The sequence below is a fragment of the Enterobacter hormaechei ATCC 49162 genome (assembly GCF_001875655.1).
Classification (GTDB): domain Bacteria; phylum Pseudomonadota; class Gammaproteobacteria; order Enterobacterales; family Enterobacteriaceae; genus Enterobacter; species Enterobacter hormaechei.
Genome location: NZ_MKEQ01000001.1, coordinates 3,693,031 through 3,711,121, shown reverse-complemented (window position 1 = coordinate 3,711,121; position 18,091 = coordinate 3,693,031). Strand labels below are relative to the sequence as shown.

12 protein-coding genes and 2 tRNA genes are annotated in these 18,091 nt (G+C 56.6%); 10 read left to right on the top strand and 4 right to left on the bottom strand.

The window, feature by feature from the left end; genetic code table 11:
- Position 1 precedes the first annotated feature (1 nt).
- The 6 genes from BH712_RS18270 (at position 2) to BH712_RS18245 (ending at position 8,212) form a co-directional block, all read left to right on the top strand.
- Positions 2 to 1,744, top strand: coding sequence for an IucA/IucC family protein (locus BH712_RS18270; protein ID WP_006811186.1), 1,743 nt, complete (start codon positions 2 to 4; stop codon positions 1,742 to 1,744).
- Entirely contained in the window at positions 1,744 to 2,691 is a 948-nt protein-coding gene (locus tag BH712_RS18265) for a GNAT family N-acetyltransferase (RefSeq protein ID WP_006811187.1), read from the top strand. Before BH712_RS18270 ends, BH712_RS18265 begins: the two co-directional genes overlap by 1 nt.
- Positions 2,688 to 4,430: an IucA/IucC family protein gene (gene iucC, locus BH712_RS18260; RefSeq protein ID WP_006811188.1), complete on the top strand. Its 1,743-nt coding sequence runs from the start codon at positions 2,688 to 2,690 to the stop codon at positions 4,428 to 4,430. The genes BH712_RS18265 and iucC overlap by 4 nt, the downstream gene beginning before the upstream one ends.
- Entirely contained in the window at positions 4,427 to 5,725 is a 1,299-nt protein-coding gene (locus BH712_RS18255; RefSeq protein WP_006811189.1) for a lysine N(6)-hydroxylase/L-ornithine N(5)-oxygenase family protein, read from the top strand. The genes iucC and BH712_RS18255 overlap by 4 nt, the downstream gene beginning before the upstream one ends.
- A gap of 54 nt (positions 5,726 to 5,779) precedes the next feature.
- The gene (locus BH712_RS18250) at positions 5,780 to 7,969 is read left to right on the top strand and encodes a TonB-dependent siderophore receptor (RefSeq protein WP_006811190.1); all 2,190 of its coding nucleotides are present in this window, start codon (positions 5,780 to 5,782) and stop codon (positions 7,967 to 7,969) included.
- Positions 7,970 to 8,136: 167 nt separating this feature from the next.
- Positions 8,137 to 8,212 (top strand) — tRNA-Asn (locus BH712_RS18245).
- A gap of 289 nt (positions 8,213 to 8,501) precedes the next feature.
- Here the strand turns inward: BH712_RS18245 and BH712_RS18240 are convergent.
- The gene (locus BH712_RS18240) at positions 8,502 to 9,653 is read right to left on the bottom strand and encodes a hypothetical protein (protein WP_032673938.1); all 1,152 of its coding nucleotides are present in this window, start codon (positions 9,651 to 9,653) and stop codon (positions 8,502 to 8,504) included.
- Positions 9,654 to 9,785: 132 nt separating this feature from the next.
- Between BH712_RS18240 and BH712_RS18235 the strand changes: the two genes are divergently transcribed.
- A complete protein-coding gene (locus BH712_RS18235) occupies positions 9,786 to 11,339 on the top strand; it encodes a bifunctional metallophosphatase/5'-nucleotidase (RefSeq protein ID WP_006811192.1) in 1,554 nt (517 codons plus the stop codon).
- Positions 11,340 to 11,613: 274 nt separating this feature from the next.
- Here BH712_RS18235 and cbl read toward each other — a convergent pair whose 3' ends face one another.
- Both cbl and nac read right to left on the bottom strand, forming a co-directional pair.
- Positions 11,614 to 12,564 (bottom strand): HTH-type transcriptional regulator Cbl, encoded by a 951-nt coding sequence (gene cbl, locus BH712_RS18230; protein WP_006811193.1) that lies wholly within the window; start codon positions 12,562 to 12,564, stop codon positions 11,614 to 11,616.
- A gap of 96 nt (positions 12,565 to 12,660) precedes the next feature.
- A complete protein-coding gene (gene nac, locus BH712_RS18225) occupies positions 12,661 to 13,578 on the bottom strand; it encodes a nitrogen assimilation transcriptional regulator NAC (protein ID WP_003859531.1) in 918 nt (305 codons plus the stop codon).
- A 320-nt stretch (positions 13,579 to 13,898) separates the two neighbouring features.
- Here nac and BH712_RS18220 point away from each other — a divergent pair.
- A tRNA-Asn gene (locus tag BH712_RS18220) sits at positions 13,899 to 13,974 on the top strand.
- A gap of 85 nt (positions 13,975 to 14,059) precedes the next feature.
- On the opposite strand, the gene ldtA is transcribed toward BH712_RS18220, so the two are convergent.
- Positions 14,060 to 14,995, bottom strand: coding sequence for a L,D-transpeptidase (ldtA, locus tag BH712_RS18215; protein ID WP_006811194.1), 936 nt, complete (start codon positions 14,993 to 14,995; stop codon positions 14,060 to 14,062).
- 193 nt (positions 14,996 to 15,188) lie between these two features.
- Here ldtA and shiA point away from each other — a divergent pair, with 193 nt between their 5' ends.
- Positions 15,189 to 16,505: a shikimate transporter gene (gene shiA / locus BH712_RS18210; protein WP_006811195.1), complete on the top strand. Its 1,317-nt coding sequence runs from the start codon at positions 15,189 to 15,191 to the stop codon at positions 16,503 to 16,505.
- A gap of 76 nt (positions 16,506 to 16,581) precedes the next feature.
- Positions 16,582 to 18,036 carry an AMP nucleosidase gene (locus tag BH712_RS18205; protein WP_006811196.1) on the top strand — a complete coding sequence of 485 codons (1,455 nt, stop codon included), beginning with the start codon at positions 16,582 to 16,584 and terminating at the stop codon, positions 18,034 to 18,036.
- The last annotated feature ends 55 nt before the right edge of the window (positions 18,037 to 18,091 follow it).

Genomic DNA, 18,091 nt, shown 5'->3' with positions numbered 1-18,091 from the left:
TATGCGTACTCTGCCCCGCTCCGCCGGTACAGATGTTGCGGCCCAGTGTTTTTTGAACGCGCTGCTGCGCGAAACGAAGGACTGGCACTATCTTCCCGCAACCCGTGCGGATGAGTTATCGCAGATTCATATCCCGCTCTCCCCAACCCAGGCCATCCGGGTTCCGGTTCGCTATTTCTCCCCCACGCAGCATCATCAGTATCATTTCCCGGCAACGCTGATTCAGGCCGACAGCGACGGCGGTGACGCGGTCACATTTCATCAACTGATTGATTTTATTCTTCAAAAAGAGTCAGTAAAAGGCACTCTGGACGCCGATACGCTGGCTCGCTTCAGGCAGCGCGTTCTGGAAAGCCATACGCATACCTGGCAGGCCATTGATTTACGTCACAACTGGGCAAACCTGCGCGATACGCCGCTGACCTTTGCCGACGCGGAACAGGCGCTGCTGGTCGGCCATGCTTTTCACCCTGCCCCGAAATCGCACGAGCCGTTTAACGAGGCCGAGGCGCGCCGCTATCTGCCGGATTTCGCCTCCCGCTTCCCGCTGCGCTGGTTTGCGGTTGAGCATACGCTGATCGCCGGCGACAGCCTGAATGTCTCCCTGCGGGAACGTCTGCTGCGCTTCGCCGCCCAGAGCGCACCCGAGCTGCTCGGTCATTTCACCGACACCCGCTGGCTGCTGCCGATGCATCCGTGGCAGGCCGACTATCTGCTGGAGCAGGACTGGTGCCAGCGTCTGGCGGAAAAAGGTGCCCTGCGCGATCTGGGCGAAGCCGGTGCGCACTGGCTGCCCACCAGCTCCTCCCGCTCGCTGTACAGCGAAACCAACAGCGACATGATTAAGTTTTCCCTGAGCGTACGCCTGACCAACTCCGTGCGCACGCTGTCGGTGAAAGAAGTTAAGCGCGGCATGCGCCTGGCACGACTGGCGAAAACGGCACGCTGGCAGGAACTTCAGGCGCGCTACCCGACCATGCGCGTGATGCAGGAAGACGGCTGGGCTGGGCTGCGTGACGAAAACGGCGTCGTTCAGGAAGAGAGCCTGATGGCCCTGCGCGTCAATCTGCTGTTTGATACCCCAGCAACCCAAACCAACGTACTGGTGAGCCTGACCCAGGCCGCACCGGACGGCGGCGACAGCCTGCTGGCGGCGGCGGTGCGCCGTCTGAGCCAGCGTCTGGATCTCCCGCTCGCCCAGGCCGCGCGCTGCTGGCTGGATGCCTACTGCGACCGCGTATTGCTTCCGCTGTTCAGCGCCGAGGCGGACTACGGCCTGGTTCTGCTGGCACACCAGCAAAATATCCTCGTAGAGATGCAGCAGGACTTCCCGGTCGGGCTGATCTACCGCGACTGTCAGGGCAGCGCCTGGACCGCAGGGGCCGACGCGTGGCTGGAAGAGGCAGGCGAAACCGGGGTAGAAAACCGCTTTGGCGACAGCCAGCTGCTGCGCTACTTCCCGTACTACCTGCTGCTGAACTCCACCCTTGCCGTCACCGCCGCGCTTGCCGCTGCCGGGTTCGACAGCGAAGAGACCCTGATGTCCCGCGTACGTGACGCGCTGGCGGAACTACGCAAGACGGCGAAGCAGACCCGCTGTCTCGATTACGTGCTCGACAGCCCGACCTGGAACTGTAAAGGCAACTTCTTCTGTTACCTGCACGATCGCAACGAAAACACCATCGCCGATCCCGCGGTGATCTATTTCGACTTTAGCAACCCGTTTTATAAGGAGAAGGCGTGATGGCCATTGCGAATATCGTCCATTCCGGTTACGGCTTTTGCTGCACATCCACGGAACAAAACCTGCCGCTGACGCTGGGTCTTGACGGCAGCGCGGTCCTTGCGCGTCTGGCCGGGCTACCAGACGGCTGGCTGGTGGACGCCCTCGATCAGCTGTTTGTTGCCGCACCTGCGCTGACGGGTATTACCCTGCCGTGGGCTGCCTGGCAGAATGAACCGCAGGCGCAGGCGCTGTTTAGCCTGGTTCACGGGGATTATCTGGCGCGCGACGTTTTCTGGCAGCTGCCGCTGTGGCTGAAAGGCGAACGTCCGCAGGCCAGCGGCGACATGCAGTTTGATGAGAGCCGTCAGCTGTACTTCCCGGTGCGCCCTCACCGTCCGCAGGGCGAAGTGTATCGCCGTTACGATCCGCAGATTAAGCGCACCCTGAGCTTTCGCGTAGCGGACGTAGCGCTGGACGGCGAGCGTTTTACCCGCTGGATGAACACCCCGCGCGTGAATGCCTTCTGGGAGATGGCGGGCCCGCAGGCCGAGCAGGAAAACTACCTGCGCCGTCAGCTTGACTCGACGTACTGCTACCCGGTTATCGGCTGCTTCGACGACCAGCCGTTCGGCTATTTTGAACTCTACTGGGCGGCAGAAGACCGCATTGGCCGTCATTACCGCTGGCAGCCCTTTGACCGCGGGCTGCACATGCTGGTGGGCGAAGAGAACTGGCGCGGGGCGCAGTATATCCGCAGCTGGCTGCGCGGCCTCAGCCACTATCTGTATCTCGATGAGCCGCGCACGGCGCGCATTGTGGCGGAACCGCGCTTCGACAACCAGCGTCTGTTCCGCCATCTGGCCTCTGCCGGTTTCGACACGGTGAAAGAGTTCGACTTCCCGCACAAACGCTCGCGCCTCATCATGAGCGAGCGTCACCGCTTCTTCCACGAGGTGGAACTGTGAACGCACTCTGGCAGAAAGTGAACCGCGAGATGGTGGCGAAGATCCTCGCTGAACTGGAATATGAACGCACCCTGCGCGCCGAACCGGTTTCGGCGGACGGCTGGCGCATCAGCATGGGCAACGCGACCTGGCAGTTTTGCGCCACGCGTGGGATCTGGGGCTGGCTGCATATCGACCCTGACACCCTGACCACCACCAGCGGCGCGGCGGTTGAAGCGGAAAACGCACTGCTGCAACTGGCCACCGTGCTGGAGATGAGCGACGCGCAAACGGCGGAGCACATGGAAGATCTCTACGCCACGCTGCGGGGTGACATGCAGCTGTTGCAGGCGCGTGAAACACTGGATGCCGATGCGCTGATCCACCTCGACCCGGACGAATTACAGTGTCTGATGCGCGGTCACCCGAAGTTTATTTTCAACAAGGGACGCCGCGGCTGGGGGCTGGATGCGCTACGCCAGTATGCGCCTGAATATCGCGGACGTTTTCGCCTGCACTGGGTCGCCGTTAAGCGCGCGCATCTGGTCTGGAGCAGCGACGCCGATTGTGACATTCACACTCTGCTGTCCAGCGCCATGGATGATGCCGAGCGCGAGCGGTTCAACGCCCGCTGGCAGGGGCTGGATCTGGACGACAGCTGGCTGCCGGTGCCGCTGCACCCGTGGCAGTGGCAGCAAAAAATTGCCATCCATTTCCTGGCGCAGCTGGCGCGCGGCGAAATGGTGGAGCTGGGCGAGTTTGGCGATGAGTATCTTGCCCAGCAGTCCCTGCGCACGCTGACCAATGCCAGCCGTCGCGCGCCGTATGACATCAAGCTGCCGCTGACCATCTACAACACCTCCTGCTATCGCGGCATTCCGGGCAAGTACATTGCCGCCGGTCCGCTGGCCTCGCGCTGGCTTCAGCAACAGTTCGCCAGCGATGCCACGCTTGCCCGCTCTGGGGCGCAGGTGCTTGGCGAACCCGCTGCCGGGTATCTCTCACATCCGGGCTATGCGGCTCTGCCGAAAGCGCCGTACCGCTATCAGGAGATGCTGGGGGTGATCTGGCGCGAGAACCCATCCTGCTATTTACAGGATGGCGAACAGGCAGTGCTGATGGCGGCGCTGATGGAAACCGATAACCAGGGGCGCCCGCTGATTGACGCGTGGATCAAACGCTCGGGGTTAAACGCTGACGCATGGCTGGACAAGCTGTTTGAGGCGACGGTGCTCCCCTTCTATCACCTGCTCTGCCGCTACGGGGTGGCGCTTATCGCCCACGGCCAGAACGTGACGCTGGTGATGAAAGATTACGTTCCACAGCGCATTCTGCTGAAGGATTTCCAGGGCGATATGCGCCTGGTGGACGAGGATTTCCCGCAGGCGCAGAGCCTGCCGGAACAGGTAAAAGCGGTGACGGCGCGCCTCAGCGCGGAGTACATCATCCACGATCTGCAAACCGGCAACTTTGTCACGGTGCTGCGCTTTATTTCCCGTCTCACCCTGCAAAGCGGCGTGAGCGAAGCCCGCTTCTACCAGATCCTGGCCGGGGTATTACAGCGCTATATGGCCGCCCACCCGGATCTGGCAGAACGCTTCGTGAAGTTCGACCTGTTTAAGCCGCAGATTATTCGCGTGATCCTCAACCCGGTCAAACTGACCTTCTCTGAACACGACGGCGGCAGCCGCATGCTGCCGAACTATGTCTGCGATCTTGATAACCCTCTTTTTCTGGTCTCCCAGGAGTCAGCGCAATGAAAACGTATGATTTCATCGGCATTGGTATCGGTCCGTTCAACCTCAGTATTGCCGCGCTGGCAGAGGGGCTGGACGGTTTTAGCTCGCTGTTTCTTGAACGCAAGCCGCACTTCTCCTGGCATCCGGGAATGATGGTGCCGGACTGCCACATGCAGACCAGCTTCCTGAAGGATCTGGTCAGCGCCGTGGAGCCGACCAACCGCCACAGCTTTCTGAACTACCTGGTGCAGCGCAAAAAGTTCTACCGTTTTCTGACCACCGAGCAGCGCACCGTCTCGCGCGAAGAGTTTGCCGACTACCTGTGCTGGGCGGCGGATAACCTCACGAACCTGGCGTTCAGCCAGCAGGTGCAGCAGGTCCGCTTTGATGAGCAAAACGGCCTGTTTGAGGTCGTGACCCAGCGGGATCGCTTCCTGGCGCGCCACGTCTGCGTGGGGATTGGGAAGCAGATCAATCTGCCCGACTGCGTCACCGCGCAGGACGACACCTGCTTCCACGCCAGCGAAATGATGCTGCGCACGCCGAATTTAGCGGGCAAGCGCGTCACCGTCGTCGGCGGCGGCCAGAGCGGTGCCGATCTGTTTTTGAATATCTTCCGTGGGGAATGGGGCCAGCCGCTGAGTCTCAACTGGGTGTCGCGCCGCAACAACTACAACGCGCTGGATGAAGCCGCGTTTGCTAACGAATACTTCACGCCGGAGTACGTGGACAGCTTCTCCACCCTTGGTGACGACGCCCGTCGTCAGATGCTGCACGAGCAGAAGATGACCTCCGACGGGATCACCACCGAGTCACTGCTGGCGATATACCGCGCCATGTACCACCGCTTCGAAGTATTGCGTGAAAAACCCTGGGCGCACCTGATGCCGTCCCGCTCGGTAACGGCGCTGACGCGCCAGGAAACCGGACATCGCCTCAGCATCCAGCATCACCTGGACGGTGGCCGTGAGCAGCTGGAGAGCGACGTGGTGATTTTCGCCACCGGCTACCGCGCCGTGCAGCCCGCGTTCCTCGCGCCGCTGTCTCATCGCCTGCGTCTGGATGAGGATGAAGCCTTCTGCATCAACAACGATTTCACCCTTGAATGGGACGGCCCGCAGAGCAACCGCCTGTTCGCCGTGAATGCCGGGATGCACCGTCTCGGTATTGCCGAACCCCAGCTCAGCCTGATGGCCTGGCGCGCGGCGCGAATTCTGAATCGCGCCCACGCTGACGAGCCGTTTGAGCTGGCAACCACCCCCGGCGTGATCCACTGGCGGAGCACCACCAGCCCGGAGAGCAGCCAGGTTTTTTAAATCATTAATGAAGACCACCGAGTACTGACACACACATTCAGGATCAACATAACAATGAAACGTTCTCATCTTTGGGTTTTAAATCCGTGCTTGCTTGCCATGCTTTCAACCTCTGCGTGGGCGGAAGAACAAAAGGAAGAAGATATTGTGGTTTCCGCCAGCCGGGCACATCGCAGCGTGGCAGAGATGGCGCAAACCACCTGGGTTATTGAGCGGGCGGAAATTGAGCAGCAGGTTCAGGGCGGGAAAGAGATCAAAGACGTGCTGGCCCAGCTGATCCCCGGCATGGACGTCAGCAGCCAGGGACGCACCAACTACGGTATGAACCTGCGCGGTCGCTCCATGATGGTGATGGTGGACGGCGTACGTCTGAACTCGTCCCGCAGCGACAGCCGCCAGCTCGACTCTATCGATCCGTTCAACATTGACCGTATCGAAGTCATTTCCGGCGCCACCTCGCTGTACGGCGGCGGCAGCACCGGCGGGCTGGTGAACATCGTCACCAAAAAAGGCCAGCCGGAGACCGAAGTGGAGTTCCAGACCGGGTCAAAAAGCGGATTTAACAGCCACAACGATCATGATGAGAACGTCTCAGCAGCCGTGAGCGGCGGTAACGATAACGCCTCTGGCCGTCTGTCGGTCTCCTACCAGCGCTACGGCGGCTGGTATGACGGCAACGGCGACGAGGTGATTATCGATAACACCCAGACCGGCTTGCAGTATTCTGACCGTATCGACGTGATGGGCACCGGCACCATTAACATTGACGATCATCAGCAGCTCCAGTTAACCACGCAGTATTACAAGAGCGAATCCGACGGGAAGCATGGCCTGTACCTTGGGGAGAATTTTGCGGCGGTCACGGGCGATGCCAAAGCTTACAACAAAGACAACCTCAACTCTGACCGTATCCCGGGCACAGAGCGCCATCTGATTAACCTGCAATATTCGAACACTGATTTCTGGGGACAGGATCTGGTTGCGCAGATTTACTACCGTGATGAGAGCCTGACCTACTACCCGTTCCCGACGCTGAGCAAAGGCACGGTGACCAGCATTGGCGCGTCCCAGCAGAAAACCGATTTTTACGGTGGCAAGCTGACGCTGAACAGCAAGCCGATGGACGACCTGACCCTCACCTGGGGCGTGGATGCCGACCATGAAACGTTCGACGCCAACCAGCAGTTCTTCGACTTAAGCAAAGCAGCGGCAAGCGGCGGCATGGAGCTGGACAACGCCTACAACGTGGGCCGTTATCCGGGTTACAGCATTACCAACCTCGCGCCGTTCCTGCAAGCCAGCTACGATATTGACGCCATCACCCTGAGCGGCGGCGTGCGCTACCAGTACACCGAAAACAAGGTGGACGATTTTGTCGGCTACGCCCAGCAGCAGGCAATCGCCACGGGCAAAGCGACCTCCGCTGACGCGGTGCCGGGCGGGAAAACCGATTACAATAACTTCCTGTTTAACGCCGGGATCCTTGGACGCCTGACCGAACAGCAGCAGCTGTGGTTTAACTTCTCCCAGGGCTTTGAAATTCCGGACCTGGCCAAATATTACGGTTCAGGCACCTATCAGCTGGTTGACGGCCACTATCGCCTGCAAAACAGCGTGAACGTGAACGACTCAACGCTGGACGGTATTAAGGTCAACGCTTACGAGCTGGGCTGGCGCTTCACTGGCGATAACCTGCGTACGCAGGTGGCGGCCTACTACTCGCTCTCGGATAAAACCATCACCATCAACAAGAGCGACATGACCATCAACCTGGAAGACGACAAACGTCGTATCTACGGGGTTGAAGGCCAGGTAGATTATTTCTTCACCGACAGCGACTGGAGCACCGGCGCGAACTTCAACGCCATCAAGTCCGAAACGCGTGAAAACGGCAAATGGGAGAAGCTGACGGTCGACAGCGCCAGCCCGTCGAAAGCCAGCGCATGGGTCAACTGGGCGCCGGGCGACTGGGCGCTGCGCGTGCAGAGTACGCAAACCTTTGACGTGTCTGACGCCGACGGTAAGAAGATCGATGGCTATAACACCGTTGATTTCCTTGGCAGCTACGCCCTGCCGGTGGGCAAAGTCAGCTTCAGCGTGGAAAACCTGCTGGACAAAGACTACACCACCGCCTGGGGCCAGCGCGCACCGGGGCTGTATAGCCCAACCTACGGCGCACCGGGCCTGTATACCTATAAAGGCCGTGGACGTACGTTTGGTCTGAACTATTCCGTTCTGTTCTGATCCTGCGCGCCGCCTGCCTGCGGGCGGCGCGACTCACTGTGCAATTTGAAAGCAAATTTGCTATTAAATCATCGGTTTGCTGAAATTCTCGGCAAACGAACAAAAACGGTGTTTTCCCCTTTGACAAGGCGCACGCAGGTCGATAATATGCGCCTCGTTCACACGATTCCTCTGTAGTTCAGTCGGTAGAACGGCGGACTGTTAATCCGTATGTCACTGGTTCGAGTCCAGTCAGAGGAGCCAAATTTGAAAAGCCTGCTTTTAAAGCAGGCTTTTTGCTTTTCTGCGCCTGAGAAATGCAGGACGGTACCGGGTTGCCGTTTGCGTTTTTGCCCCCTCCCCCCGCTTGCCCCTGTTAAAGGTAAAGTTTTTTTTACTTATATAACCTATGGAGGTAATTGATTAACCAGCGATCAGCCGGTTTTAATTACCCCTTGATCGCCCTGCAAATGTTAAAAAGGCTCATGTATCTGCATGGACCCTTGACGTTATATAACAGGAATGCAGGCCGTAACTTTAGCACCAGACAGATTTAGCCGGTACTCGTGCCAGACAACGTTTGTGTAAGATTATGGTTATACTCATTTGCCAGAGAAAGGAGAATTTGCATTACGCGCCCAGCGGACAATTTGGTACTGTGCGAATATTCAGCTTGTTTGTATAACCAATGGCAAAAGTTCCTGCTGGCCGTTAAAGAGAGTATTTTGGCGTTACGCTTATCTCCCCCAGTCAAAGAACATACCATCCTGCGGTTTTTCCCCTGCCCCCAAAGTTGCCACTGAGTTTGCCACCAGCCATGCTGCGTGGTTCTCAGAAAAGTCCAGGGTATTTCACTCTCAGCTTCATGGATCTCCTCTTCTATAAACCAAAGCTCACCGTGCCGCTGGCGAAAGAGATCTGCCCAGGCGGTAATGGCAGCGCCTCGAAGAAAACATTCGTGTGAAATAACGTGTGTCTTTACCTGAGGAAAAAGGATGTTCAGCACGCGAAAATGCCCGTGAGCCGAGATAACGGGACGCAGAATCGCACCTCTGGCATTACGTTTAAGAGCCGCACTACCATACTGAATTTCATCAAACTGGCTACGATGTAGAAACTGCATCTCGCGCATATCAACCCGATTGACAATATCACTATGGCGCAAATCAGGTTCAATATGCCCCCGCCAGCGATACCTTAACGTTTCACCGCTGGCATGCGGAGTAAAATTTGTGGAGATATGAAGAACACTTCCACGGTCGGCGTCGAAACTGATAAGCACATACAGTTTTTGTTCTGCACAACTTCCCTGGAATGGCACAATGAGTGAAATAGTTTCGATACGTTCAGGGGGGACGATTGATCTTTTTGTTTGCCGTTTAGGTGTCCAGACTTTTTTGCAGGCCCGGCACTGAACGCGCTGTGTTCTCTGTGGATTATAACCATAACAAATAATTTTCTGGCTATAACATTCAGGACAAAAATAACCGTTGTCTGTGGCATATGCCTTTAAATGAGCGGCTAGCCATTCATTAAATTGTTGTTCATCAAACAGCGGGGGATAACTCCCGCAAGCCCGACAGTGTAATGCCGGGAATCCCAGTCTGTAGTCTGGCCAACGGTAATCAGCAGATGCAGATATTGGCAGCCCTAAGTTGCGGCAACCAAACGATTTGCAGGTATTAATCGTAAACAAAGTCAAAATGCGTCACCAACGATTTTAAGTGGTCGATGATTTTGCCTGATAATACCGGGTTGTTTGTGTGAGCATACTCGCATAAAAAATCCTTTCAGAACGTAAAGTACCGAATCTTTATATAACTGGAAGGAAAGGATTGTGAATATAAAAGCAATTAGCGTAGGTATTTTTCTGGCGTTACCCTTTTGTGTCGGTGCCAAGGATGTCACCTTTATTTATACCAACGATCTGCACGCCCATGTGGAACCTTATAAAGTCCCCTGGATTGCTGAAGGCAAACGCGATGTCGGTGGTTGGGCGAATATCACAACTCTGGTAAAGCAGGAAAAAGAAAAAAGTAAAGCAACATGGTTTTTTGATGCGGGTGACTATTTTACCGGCCCTTATATCAGTAGCTTAACGAAAGGAAAAGCAATTATTGATATTATGAATACCATGCCGTTTGATGCTGTCACGATAGGTAATCACGAATTTGATCATGGCTGGGACAATACGCTATTACAGTTAAGCCAGGCGAAATTCCCCGTTGTGCAGGGCAACATATTTTATCAGAACAGCAGCAAATTATTCTGGGATAAGCCTTATACCATTATCGAAAAAGATGGCGTGAAAATTGGCGTCATTGGTTTACACGGCGTGTTTGCCTTCGACGATACCGTTTCCGCAGCAACGCGTGTAGGTATTGAAGCGCGGGATGAAATTAAATGGCTGCAACGCTATTTAGATGAACTGAAAGGAAAAGTTGACTTAACCGTACTGCTGGTTCATGAAGGCACACCGGCGCGTCAGTCCAGTATGGGAGGGACCGACGTGCGACGTGCGCTGGATAAAGATATTCAGACGGCAAGCCAGGTAAAAGGTCTGGATATTCTGATTACGGGACATGCACATGTCGGTACGCCGGAACCGATTAAAGTAGGCAATACGCTGATCCTCTCGACCGACAGCGGCGGTATTGATGTGGGGAAACTGGTGCTGGATTACACGAAGCCGCATCAGTTTACGGTGAAAAAATTTGAACTTAAAACCATTTATGCGGATGAATGGAAGCCCGACCCGCAAACGAAAAAGGTCATTGACGGCTGGAACAAGAAGCTGGATGAAGAAGTTCAACAAACGGTGGCGCAGTCGCCGGTGGAATTGACGCGTGCTTATGGTGAATCGGCCTCGCTGGGAAATCTGGCTGCGGATGCGTTACTGGCGGCAGCAGGTAAAGATACCCAGTTAGCCTTGACCAACTCCGGCGGTATTCGCAATGAAATCCCGTCTGGCCCGATTACGATGGGCGGCGTCATTAGTACGTTTCCATTCCCTAACGAGCTGGCCACAATGGACCTCACCGGCAAACAATTACGCACGTTGATGGAGCATGCCGCAAGTTTAAGCAATGGCGTCTTGCAGGTATCAAAAGGCCTGGAGATGAAATATGACAGCGGTAAACCGATCGGTCAGCGGGTCGTCGAATTTACACTTAACGGTAAACCGATTGAGGATGCGACAGTCTACCACATTGCCACCCAGAGCTTCCTTGCTGACGGCGGGGATGGTTTTAGCACCTTCACCGAGGGTAAAGCACGTAATACACGAGGTGGTTACTACGTTTCTAACGCCGTGATCGATTACTTCAAGGCGGGTAACACCATTACGGATGAGCAGCTCCACGGGATGCGCGTTGCTGATGTGAAAAAATAAAGGCGTTTGCATGCCTGCATTCAGTGCCCATCGGTGATGAATGCATCGAAATGACATATCCGTTGAAGGGTTCATACCTCTGCATGAACCCTTGTTCAAACTAGCGCCTTTTTCAAGGGAGGTGATCATGAAGAAAAATATAAAGCTGAGTCTGATGACGTTGTGCCTGGCCGCAACGCTCACGAACACAGTTAATGCGAAGGGTAACAGACACGAGACCTACCCCTTTACCTTGCCCGCTGGCCCGGCAGGCAACTTGCCGCCGGGCAAAAATTTAAATCTGATAATCAATCGCCACTTCTTCCGGCTCCATCACCTGGCGTTTGATCTCATCCACCGACAACCCGGCATTGCACAGCTCGATAAAGCGCCACACGTAGTTGCGCTGAAGTTGCCCACGCTTCAGCCCCAGCCAGACGGTATTGGCGTCGAACAGGTGACGCGTATCCAGACGCACCAGATTACCGGCTTCATATTCTCCGCCTGACTGCTCGGCCACCAGACCAATCCCCAGCCCCAACTCAACGTAGGTTTTGATCACGTCGGAATCCTGCGCGCTCAGCACCACGTCCGGCGTGAGCCCTTTACGCTTGAACGCTTCATCAATGCGCGAGCGTCCGGTAATGCCCTGCCGGTAGGTAATAAGCGGCCATTTAACGATCTCTTCCAGCGTCAGCGGCGAAACCTGATTCAGCGGGTGATCGGCGGGTAGCAGCAGGCTGTGGTGCCAGCGGAACCACGGGAACGCCACCAGCAGCGGGTCGTTGCTTAGCCGTTCACTGGCGATGCCGATATCGGCCCCACCGTTATGCAGCAGCACTTCGATTTCCTGCGGCGTGCCCTGGATGAGTTCGAGACGCACGTCAGGGAAGATCTCACGAAATGCTTTGATAACCCTCGGAAGACTGTAGCGCGCCTGTGTATGAGTGGTAGCGATGGTCAGCACACCCGAAGCATCGTTGGTAAAGAGATCCGCCAGCCGACGAACATTGCTGGCCTCGTTGAGAATGCGCTCAGCGATGGTCAGCAATGCCTTGCCTGGCTCCGTCATACCCAGCAGGCGCTTGCCGCGACGGATAAAAATCTCAATGCCTAACTCCTCCTCCAGCTCGCGGATATGTCGGCTGACGCCCGACTGGGAGGTGTAAAGCATGTTGGCGACTTCGGTCAGGTTATAATCCCGCCTGGCCGCCTCACGAATAATTTTAAGTTGCTGGAAATTCACGATTCACTCCGGCGCATCTGACATAAGGCTATTGTTAGAGTCAGCCGGGCTGTAGAACAAATAATAAAAACCAGCATCTTATGCTTATTTGGAATATCAGCTGACCAGTTGCAGTTCGCGATTTTCCAGGGACGGCTTACTGACCAGAGACATCAGGATCTCTTTTACCGCCTGCGCCTGCGGGGACAAGGAGCCGCGCGCAGACATATTCAACGACAGCGGTAAGCTCATGGATGGCGTGGTGATGCGGGCCATCCAGCCGTTCGCCGCGCTGCACAGTGAACGTGCGGCAGACTCGGGCAGTACCGTGACCCCCATGCCGCTGGCAATGGCGGCGGTCAGCGTGGAGATGGAATCAATCTCTCCGATAATTTTCGCCGTCAGACGGCGCAGCGAGAACGCTTCGTCGACGCGCACGCGCACGGCACTGTAGTCGCGCGGCAGGAACAGGTTCATCTCAGCCACGGCGGTTAAATCAATGCTCTGCCCCGGGCAGTCACGGGTCCCGACCAGATAAAGATCTTCTTTCAGCAGCGGCTGGCTGGTGATGCCGGCAACCGGTGAGCGATCGTACAGCACCGCCATATCCAGCTGACCGTTGAGCAGTTTGTCATTAAGCACGGAACCGCTGTTCTCATGCAGATAAACCAGCACTTCCGGTAGCTCAGCGCGCACTGCCTGTAGCAACGGCATGGTAACAGACGATGCGGCCGTTCCCGGTGCCAGCCCGATGGAGACATGCCCGCTCAGAGTCTGCCCCACATTGTGCACGGCCAGCTGCGCCTGCTCGCACTGACGCAGGATCGTGCGGGCATGGGTATATAAAATTTTTCCCGCTTCGGTAGGCGTTACGCCGCGCTTGGTGCGGATCAACAGTTGCTGGTCCATTTCGCCTTCCAGAGTCGCGACCTGCTGGCTCAGCGCAGGCTGCGCGATATGCAGCACTTCAGCCGCCTGGGTCAGGCTGCCGATATCGACGATTTTTACGAAGTATTTCAGTCGTCTTAAGTTCATGTTGCCCCCTGTTCGAAAATAGCGTGCCGGTAACGGCTGTGTTGTTAAACAGGTTTTGCAATATGGATGCCAGTTTTTTACAGGGTGTGTAAACCTCTGCTAAACGGCTGAAAATAAGGAAAGCTAATCACTGATGCCTGTTTTGAGACAAGGACAGTGGTTTCCGATCTGCCCCATTCGGGGTATATCTGCACAATTTTGGTGCACTCCGTTGGCAAAAACGCCACTTTGCTGGTTTTGTCAGCAAACAATCAAAAGTCGACGATCCATCCTTTGACAAGGCGTACGCAGGTCGATAATATGCGCCCCGTTCACACGATTCCTCTGTAGTTCAGTCGGTAGAACGGCGGACTGTTAATCCGTATGTCACTGGTTCGAGTCCAGTCAGAGGAGCCAAATTTAAAAAGCCTGCTTTTAAAGCAGGCTTTTTGCTTTTCTGCGGCTGGTAACATTGTCGGGTGACGGCTTCGCCTTACCCGACCTACGGTGCTTCAGGCCCGGTAAGCGCAGCGCCAGCGGACACAGCAAGCTTCACCGGCATCCCCGACCGACGTTCCAGCTCAGCGCCCGCCCCTTCACTTATAAGCTGCGACCTTTGCACAGCCGAAATGGGCAGCGGCACCTTATTCGTTGATTCAAATTCAGCGCGATTACGTGAAAGCGGCTCGTGAACTTCGACCCAGCGGCTGCCGTCCGGCTCGGTGGTCACTTTTACTGGCTGATCGATAAGCTGTACCCGCGTCCCCACCGAAACGTTATCGAACAGGTATTTGATATCGTCATTACGCAGGCGAATGCAGCCCTGGCTGACGCGCAGACCAATGCCGAAATTCGAGTTGGTACCGTGGATCGCGTACAGCCTGCCGATATAGAGGGCATACAGCCCCATCGGGTTATCCGGCCCGGCGGGAACGAACGCGGGTAACGTTTTACCCTCTTTCGCGTAAGCGCGTCGCGTGTTTGGCGTGGGTGACCAGGTTGGGCCTTCCTGCTTGCGCTCAACGGCGGTTACCCAGTTACGCGGCGTTTCGCGCCCGGCCTGACCGATGCCAATAGGCAGCACCTCAACCGTATTGCTGCCAGGTGGATAATAGTAAAGACGCATTTCCGCGACGTTCACCACAATCCCCTCGCGCACCGTTGGCGGCAGAATAAGCTGCTGCGGCACCACCAGCTGTGTTCCGGCTCGCGGTAAAAACGGATCCACCCCCGGGTTGGCTTCCAGCATATTGCTCAACCCTTGTCCGTGCCGGGCTGCAAACGCTTCGAGCGGCAGGGTATTGCCTTCAGGCACGGTGATAGTGATCGGCGCCCCCACCAGGCGGCTGCCCTCGGGAGGGAGTGGGTAGCTCACCGCCAGGCCATATTGACTGAAGAATAGCGCAGCCAGACAGCCCACAACCTTCAAACGACGCATAATCCTTTCCTTTGCCTTTTCCCGACTCTGATAAGCATAGCGTAGCCGTATTGCATCACCCCATCAGGAAATAAAATCAGTTTCCTCTCCCTCCTCATCGCGGTAGTCTCATACGTTCCGTCAATATGACGGCCGCAATGTGAGTGACCTTTTCTTATACCAATAATTAAAAATCAGTACAGACAGGACAACTATGGACTCCACCCTCATCTCCGCTCGCCGCGACGAGGAGACACCTTCGCTTAACCGCGCCCGCCGCGCCGCTTTAGGTAGCTTCGCAGGTGCCGTCGTCGACTGGTATGACTTTCTGCTCTACGGTATTACCGCTGCGCTGGTGTTTAACCGTGAATTCTTTCCCCAGATTAGCCCTGCCATGGGCACGCTTGCTGCGTTTGCCACCTTCGGCGTCGGTTTTCTGTTTCGTCCGCTGGGCGGGGTAATCTTCGGCCACTTCGGTGACCGCCTTGGCCGTAAACGTATGCTGATGCTCACCGTCTGGATGATGGGCATTGCCACCGCGCTTATCGGTATTTTGCCCTCCTTTGCATCGATTGGCTGGTGGGCCCCGGTGTTGCTGGTGACGCTGCGTGCCATTCAGGGCTTTGCCGTCGGCGGCGAATGGGGCGGCGCGGCATTGCTGTCCGTGGAGAGCGCGCCGAAGAACAAGAAGGCGTTTTACAGCAGCGGCGTGCAGGTGGGTTATGGCGTGGGTCTGCTGCTCTCCACAGGCCTCGTGTCGCTAATAAGCCAGCTCACAACAGACGAGCAGTTCCTGAGCTGGGGCTGGCGTATCCCGTTTATCTTCAGCATTGTGCTGGTCGTGGTGGCCCTGTGGATCCGTAACGGCATGGAAGAGTCGGCTGAATTCGAGCAGCAGCAGCGCGAAAAACCGGTCGCGAAAAAACGGCTGCCGGTGATGGAAGCGCTGGTGCAGCACCCTGGCGCTTTTCTGAAAATCATCGCCCTGCGCCTGTGCGAACTGCTGACGATGTACATCGTCACCGCCTTCGCCCTGAACTACTCCACGCAAAATCTCGGCCTGCCGCGGGAATTGTTCCTGAATATTGGCCTGGTGGTGGGCGGGATCAGCTGCCTGACCATCCCCTGCTTCGCCTGGCTGGCGGATCGCTTTGGCCGTCGGCGGGTGTATATCACCGGAGCACTCATCGGCACACTCAGCGCCTGGCCGTTCTTTATGGCGCTGGAGGCACAGTCGGTCTTCTGGATTGTCTTCTTCGCAATCATGCTGGCGAACATCGCTCACGATATGGTGGTCTGCGTGCAGCAGCCAATGTTTACCGAGCTGTTTGGCGCAAGCTACCGCTACAGCGGCGCGGGCGTGGGATATCAGGTGGCGAGCGTGGTCGGCGGCGGGTTTACGCCGTTTATCGCCGCCGCGCTGGTGACGTTCTCCGGCGGTAACTGGCACAGCGTGGCGATTTATCTGCTGGTGGGTTGCCTGCTTTCTGCCGCCACCGCCCTGTTGATGAAGGAAACCGTGCACAGCTGATCTCCTCACTTTTGTTTCACAGGCGTGTGACATACTATCGGGTATAGCCGCACACCTGTGGAACAAGGAGACAGACATGAATAATAAGGGCTCCAGCCTGACCCCGGCTCAGGCGCTGGAAAAACTCGACGCGCTGTATGAACAGTCCGTCAATGCACTGCGCAGCGCCATCAGTGACTATATCGAAACAGGGAAACTTCCCGATGAAAAGGCCAGAACCCAGGGCCTTTTTGTTTATCCATCGCTCTCTGTCACCTGGGACGGCAGCGCCAGCAGCAATCCGAAAACCCGCGCCTATGCGCGTTTCACCCACTCCGGCTGTTACAGCACGACCATCACGCGTCCTGCGCTGTTCCGCCCCTATCTGGAAGAGCAGCTTACCCTGCTGTATCAGGATTACGGCGCGCAGATTAGCGTTGAACCGTCCCTGCACGAGATCCCTTACCCGTACGTGATAGACGGCTCAGCGCTGACGCTGGATCGCTCCATGAGTGCGGGGCTGACGCGCCATTTCCCGACCACAGAGCTTTCGCAGATTGGCGATGAGACGGCAGATGGGATCTATCACCCGGCAGAGTTTTCCCCGCTGTCGCACTTTGATGCCCGCCGTGTCGATTTTTCGCTGGCACGCCTGCGCCACTACACCGGCACGCCAGCCGAACATTTCCAGCCATTCGTACTGTTTACCAACTACACCCGCTATGTGGACGAATTTGTCCGCTGGGGCTGTAGCCAGATCCTCGACCCGGACAGCCCTTACATCGCTCTCTCCTGCGCGGGCGGGATCTGGATCACCGCCGAAACCGAAGCACCGGAAGAGGCCATCTCCGATCTGGCATGGAAAAAGCACCAGATGCCCGCCTGGCACCTGATCACTGCCGACGGCCAGGGTATTACGCTGATTAACATCGGCGTTGGCCCGTCGAATGCGAAAACCATCTGCGATCACCTGGCGGTGCTGCGCCCGGACGTCTGGCTGATGATCGGCCACTGCGGCGGCCTGCGTGAAAGCCAGTTGATTGGTGATTACGTTCTGGCCCATGCTTATCTGCGTGACGACCATGTTCTTGATGCGGTTCTGCCGCCGGACATTCCGATCCCGAGTATCGCTGAAGTGCAGCGCGCCCTCTACGACGCCACGAAAATGGTGAGCGGCATGCCGGGCGAAGAGGTGAAACAGCGTCTGCGTACCGGTACGGTCGTCACCACCGACGATCGTAACTGGGAACTGCGCTATTCCGCTTCCGCCCTGCGTTTTAATCTTAGCCGTGCGGTCGCGATCGATATGGAAAGTGCCACAATTGCCGCGCAGGGGTACCGCTTCCGCGTCCCGTACGGCACGCTGCTGTGCGTGTCCGATAAACCGCTGCACGGCGAGATCAAACTGCCGGGTCAGGCGAACCGTTTTTACGAAGGGGCGATCTCAGAGCATCTTCAGATTGGTATTCGCGCCATCGATTTACTGCGTGCAGAGGGCGACAAACTGCATTCCCGTAAGCTGCGCACCTTTAATGAGCCACCGTTCCGCTGATAACAAGGACACATCACGCACACCACTCACCCGGCCTGGGATTCCGTAGGTCGGG

Bases quoted from the DNA above. Each gene is read 5' to 3' on its own strand.
- ldtA (WP_006811194.1), bottom strand. From the start codon at position 14,995: ATGCGTCGTTTGAAGGTTGTGGGCTGTCTGGCTGCGCTATTCTTCAGT.
- BH712_RS18255 (WP_006811189.1), top strand. From the start codon at position 4,427: ATGAAAACGTATGATTTCATCGGCATTGGTATCGGTCCGTTCAACCTC.
- BH712_RS18250 (WP_006811190.1), top strand. From the start codon at position 5,780: ATGAAACGTTCTCATCTTTGGGTTTTAAATCCGTGCTTGCTTGCCATG.
- shiA (WP_006811195.1), top strand. From the start codon at position 15,189: ATGGACTCCACCCTCATCTCCGCTCGCCGCGACGAGGAGACACCTTCG.
- BH712_RS18265 (WP_006811187.1), top strand. From the start codon at position 1,744: ATGGCCATTGCGAATATCGTCCATTCCGGTTACGGCTTTTGCTGCACA.
- BH712_RS18205 (WP_006811196.1), top strand. From the start codon at position 16,582: ATGAATAATAAGGGCTCCAGCCTGACCCCGGCTCAGGCGCTGGAAAAA.
- nac (WP_003859531.1), bottom strand. From the start codon at position 13,578: ATGAACTTAAGACGACTGAAATACTTCGTAAAAATCGTCGATATCGGC.
- BH712_RS18270 (WP_006811186.1), top strand. From the start codon at position 2: ATGCGTACTCTGCCCCGCTCCGCCGGTACAGATGTTGCGGCCCAGTGT.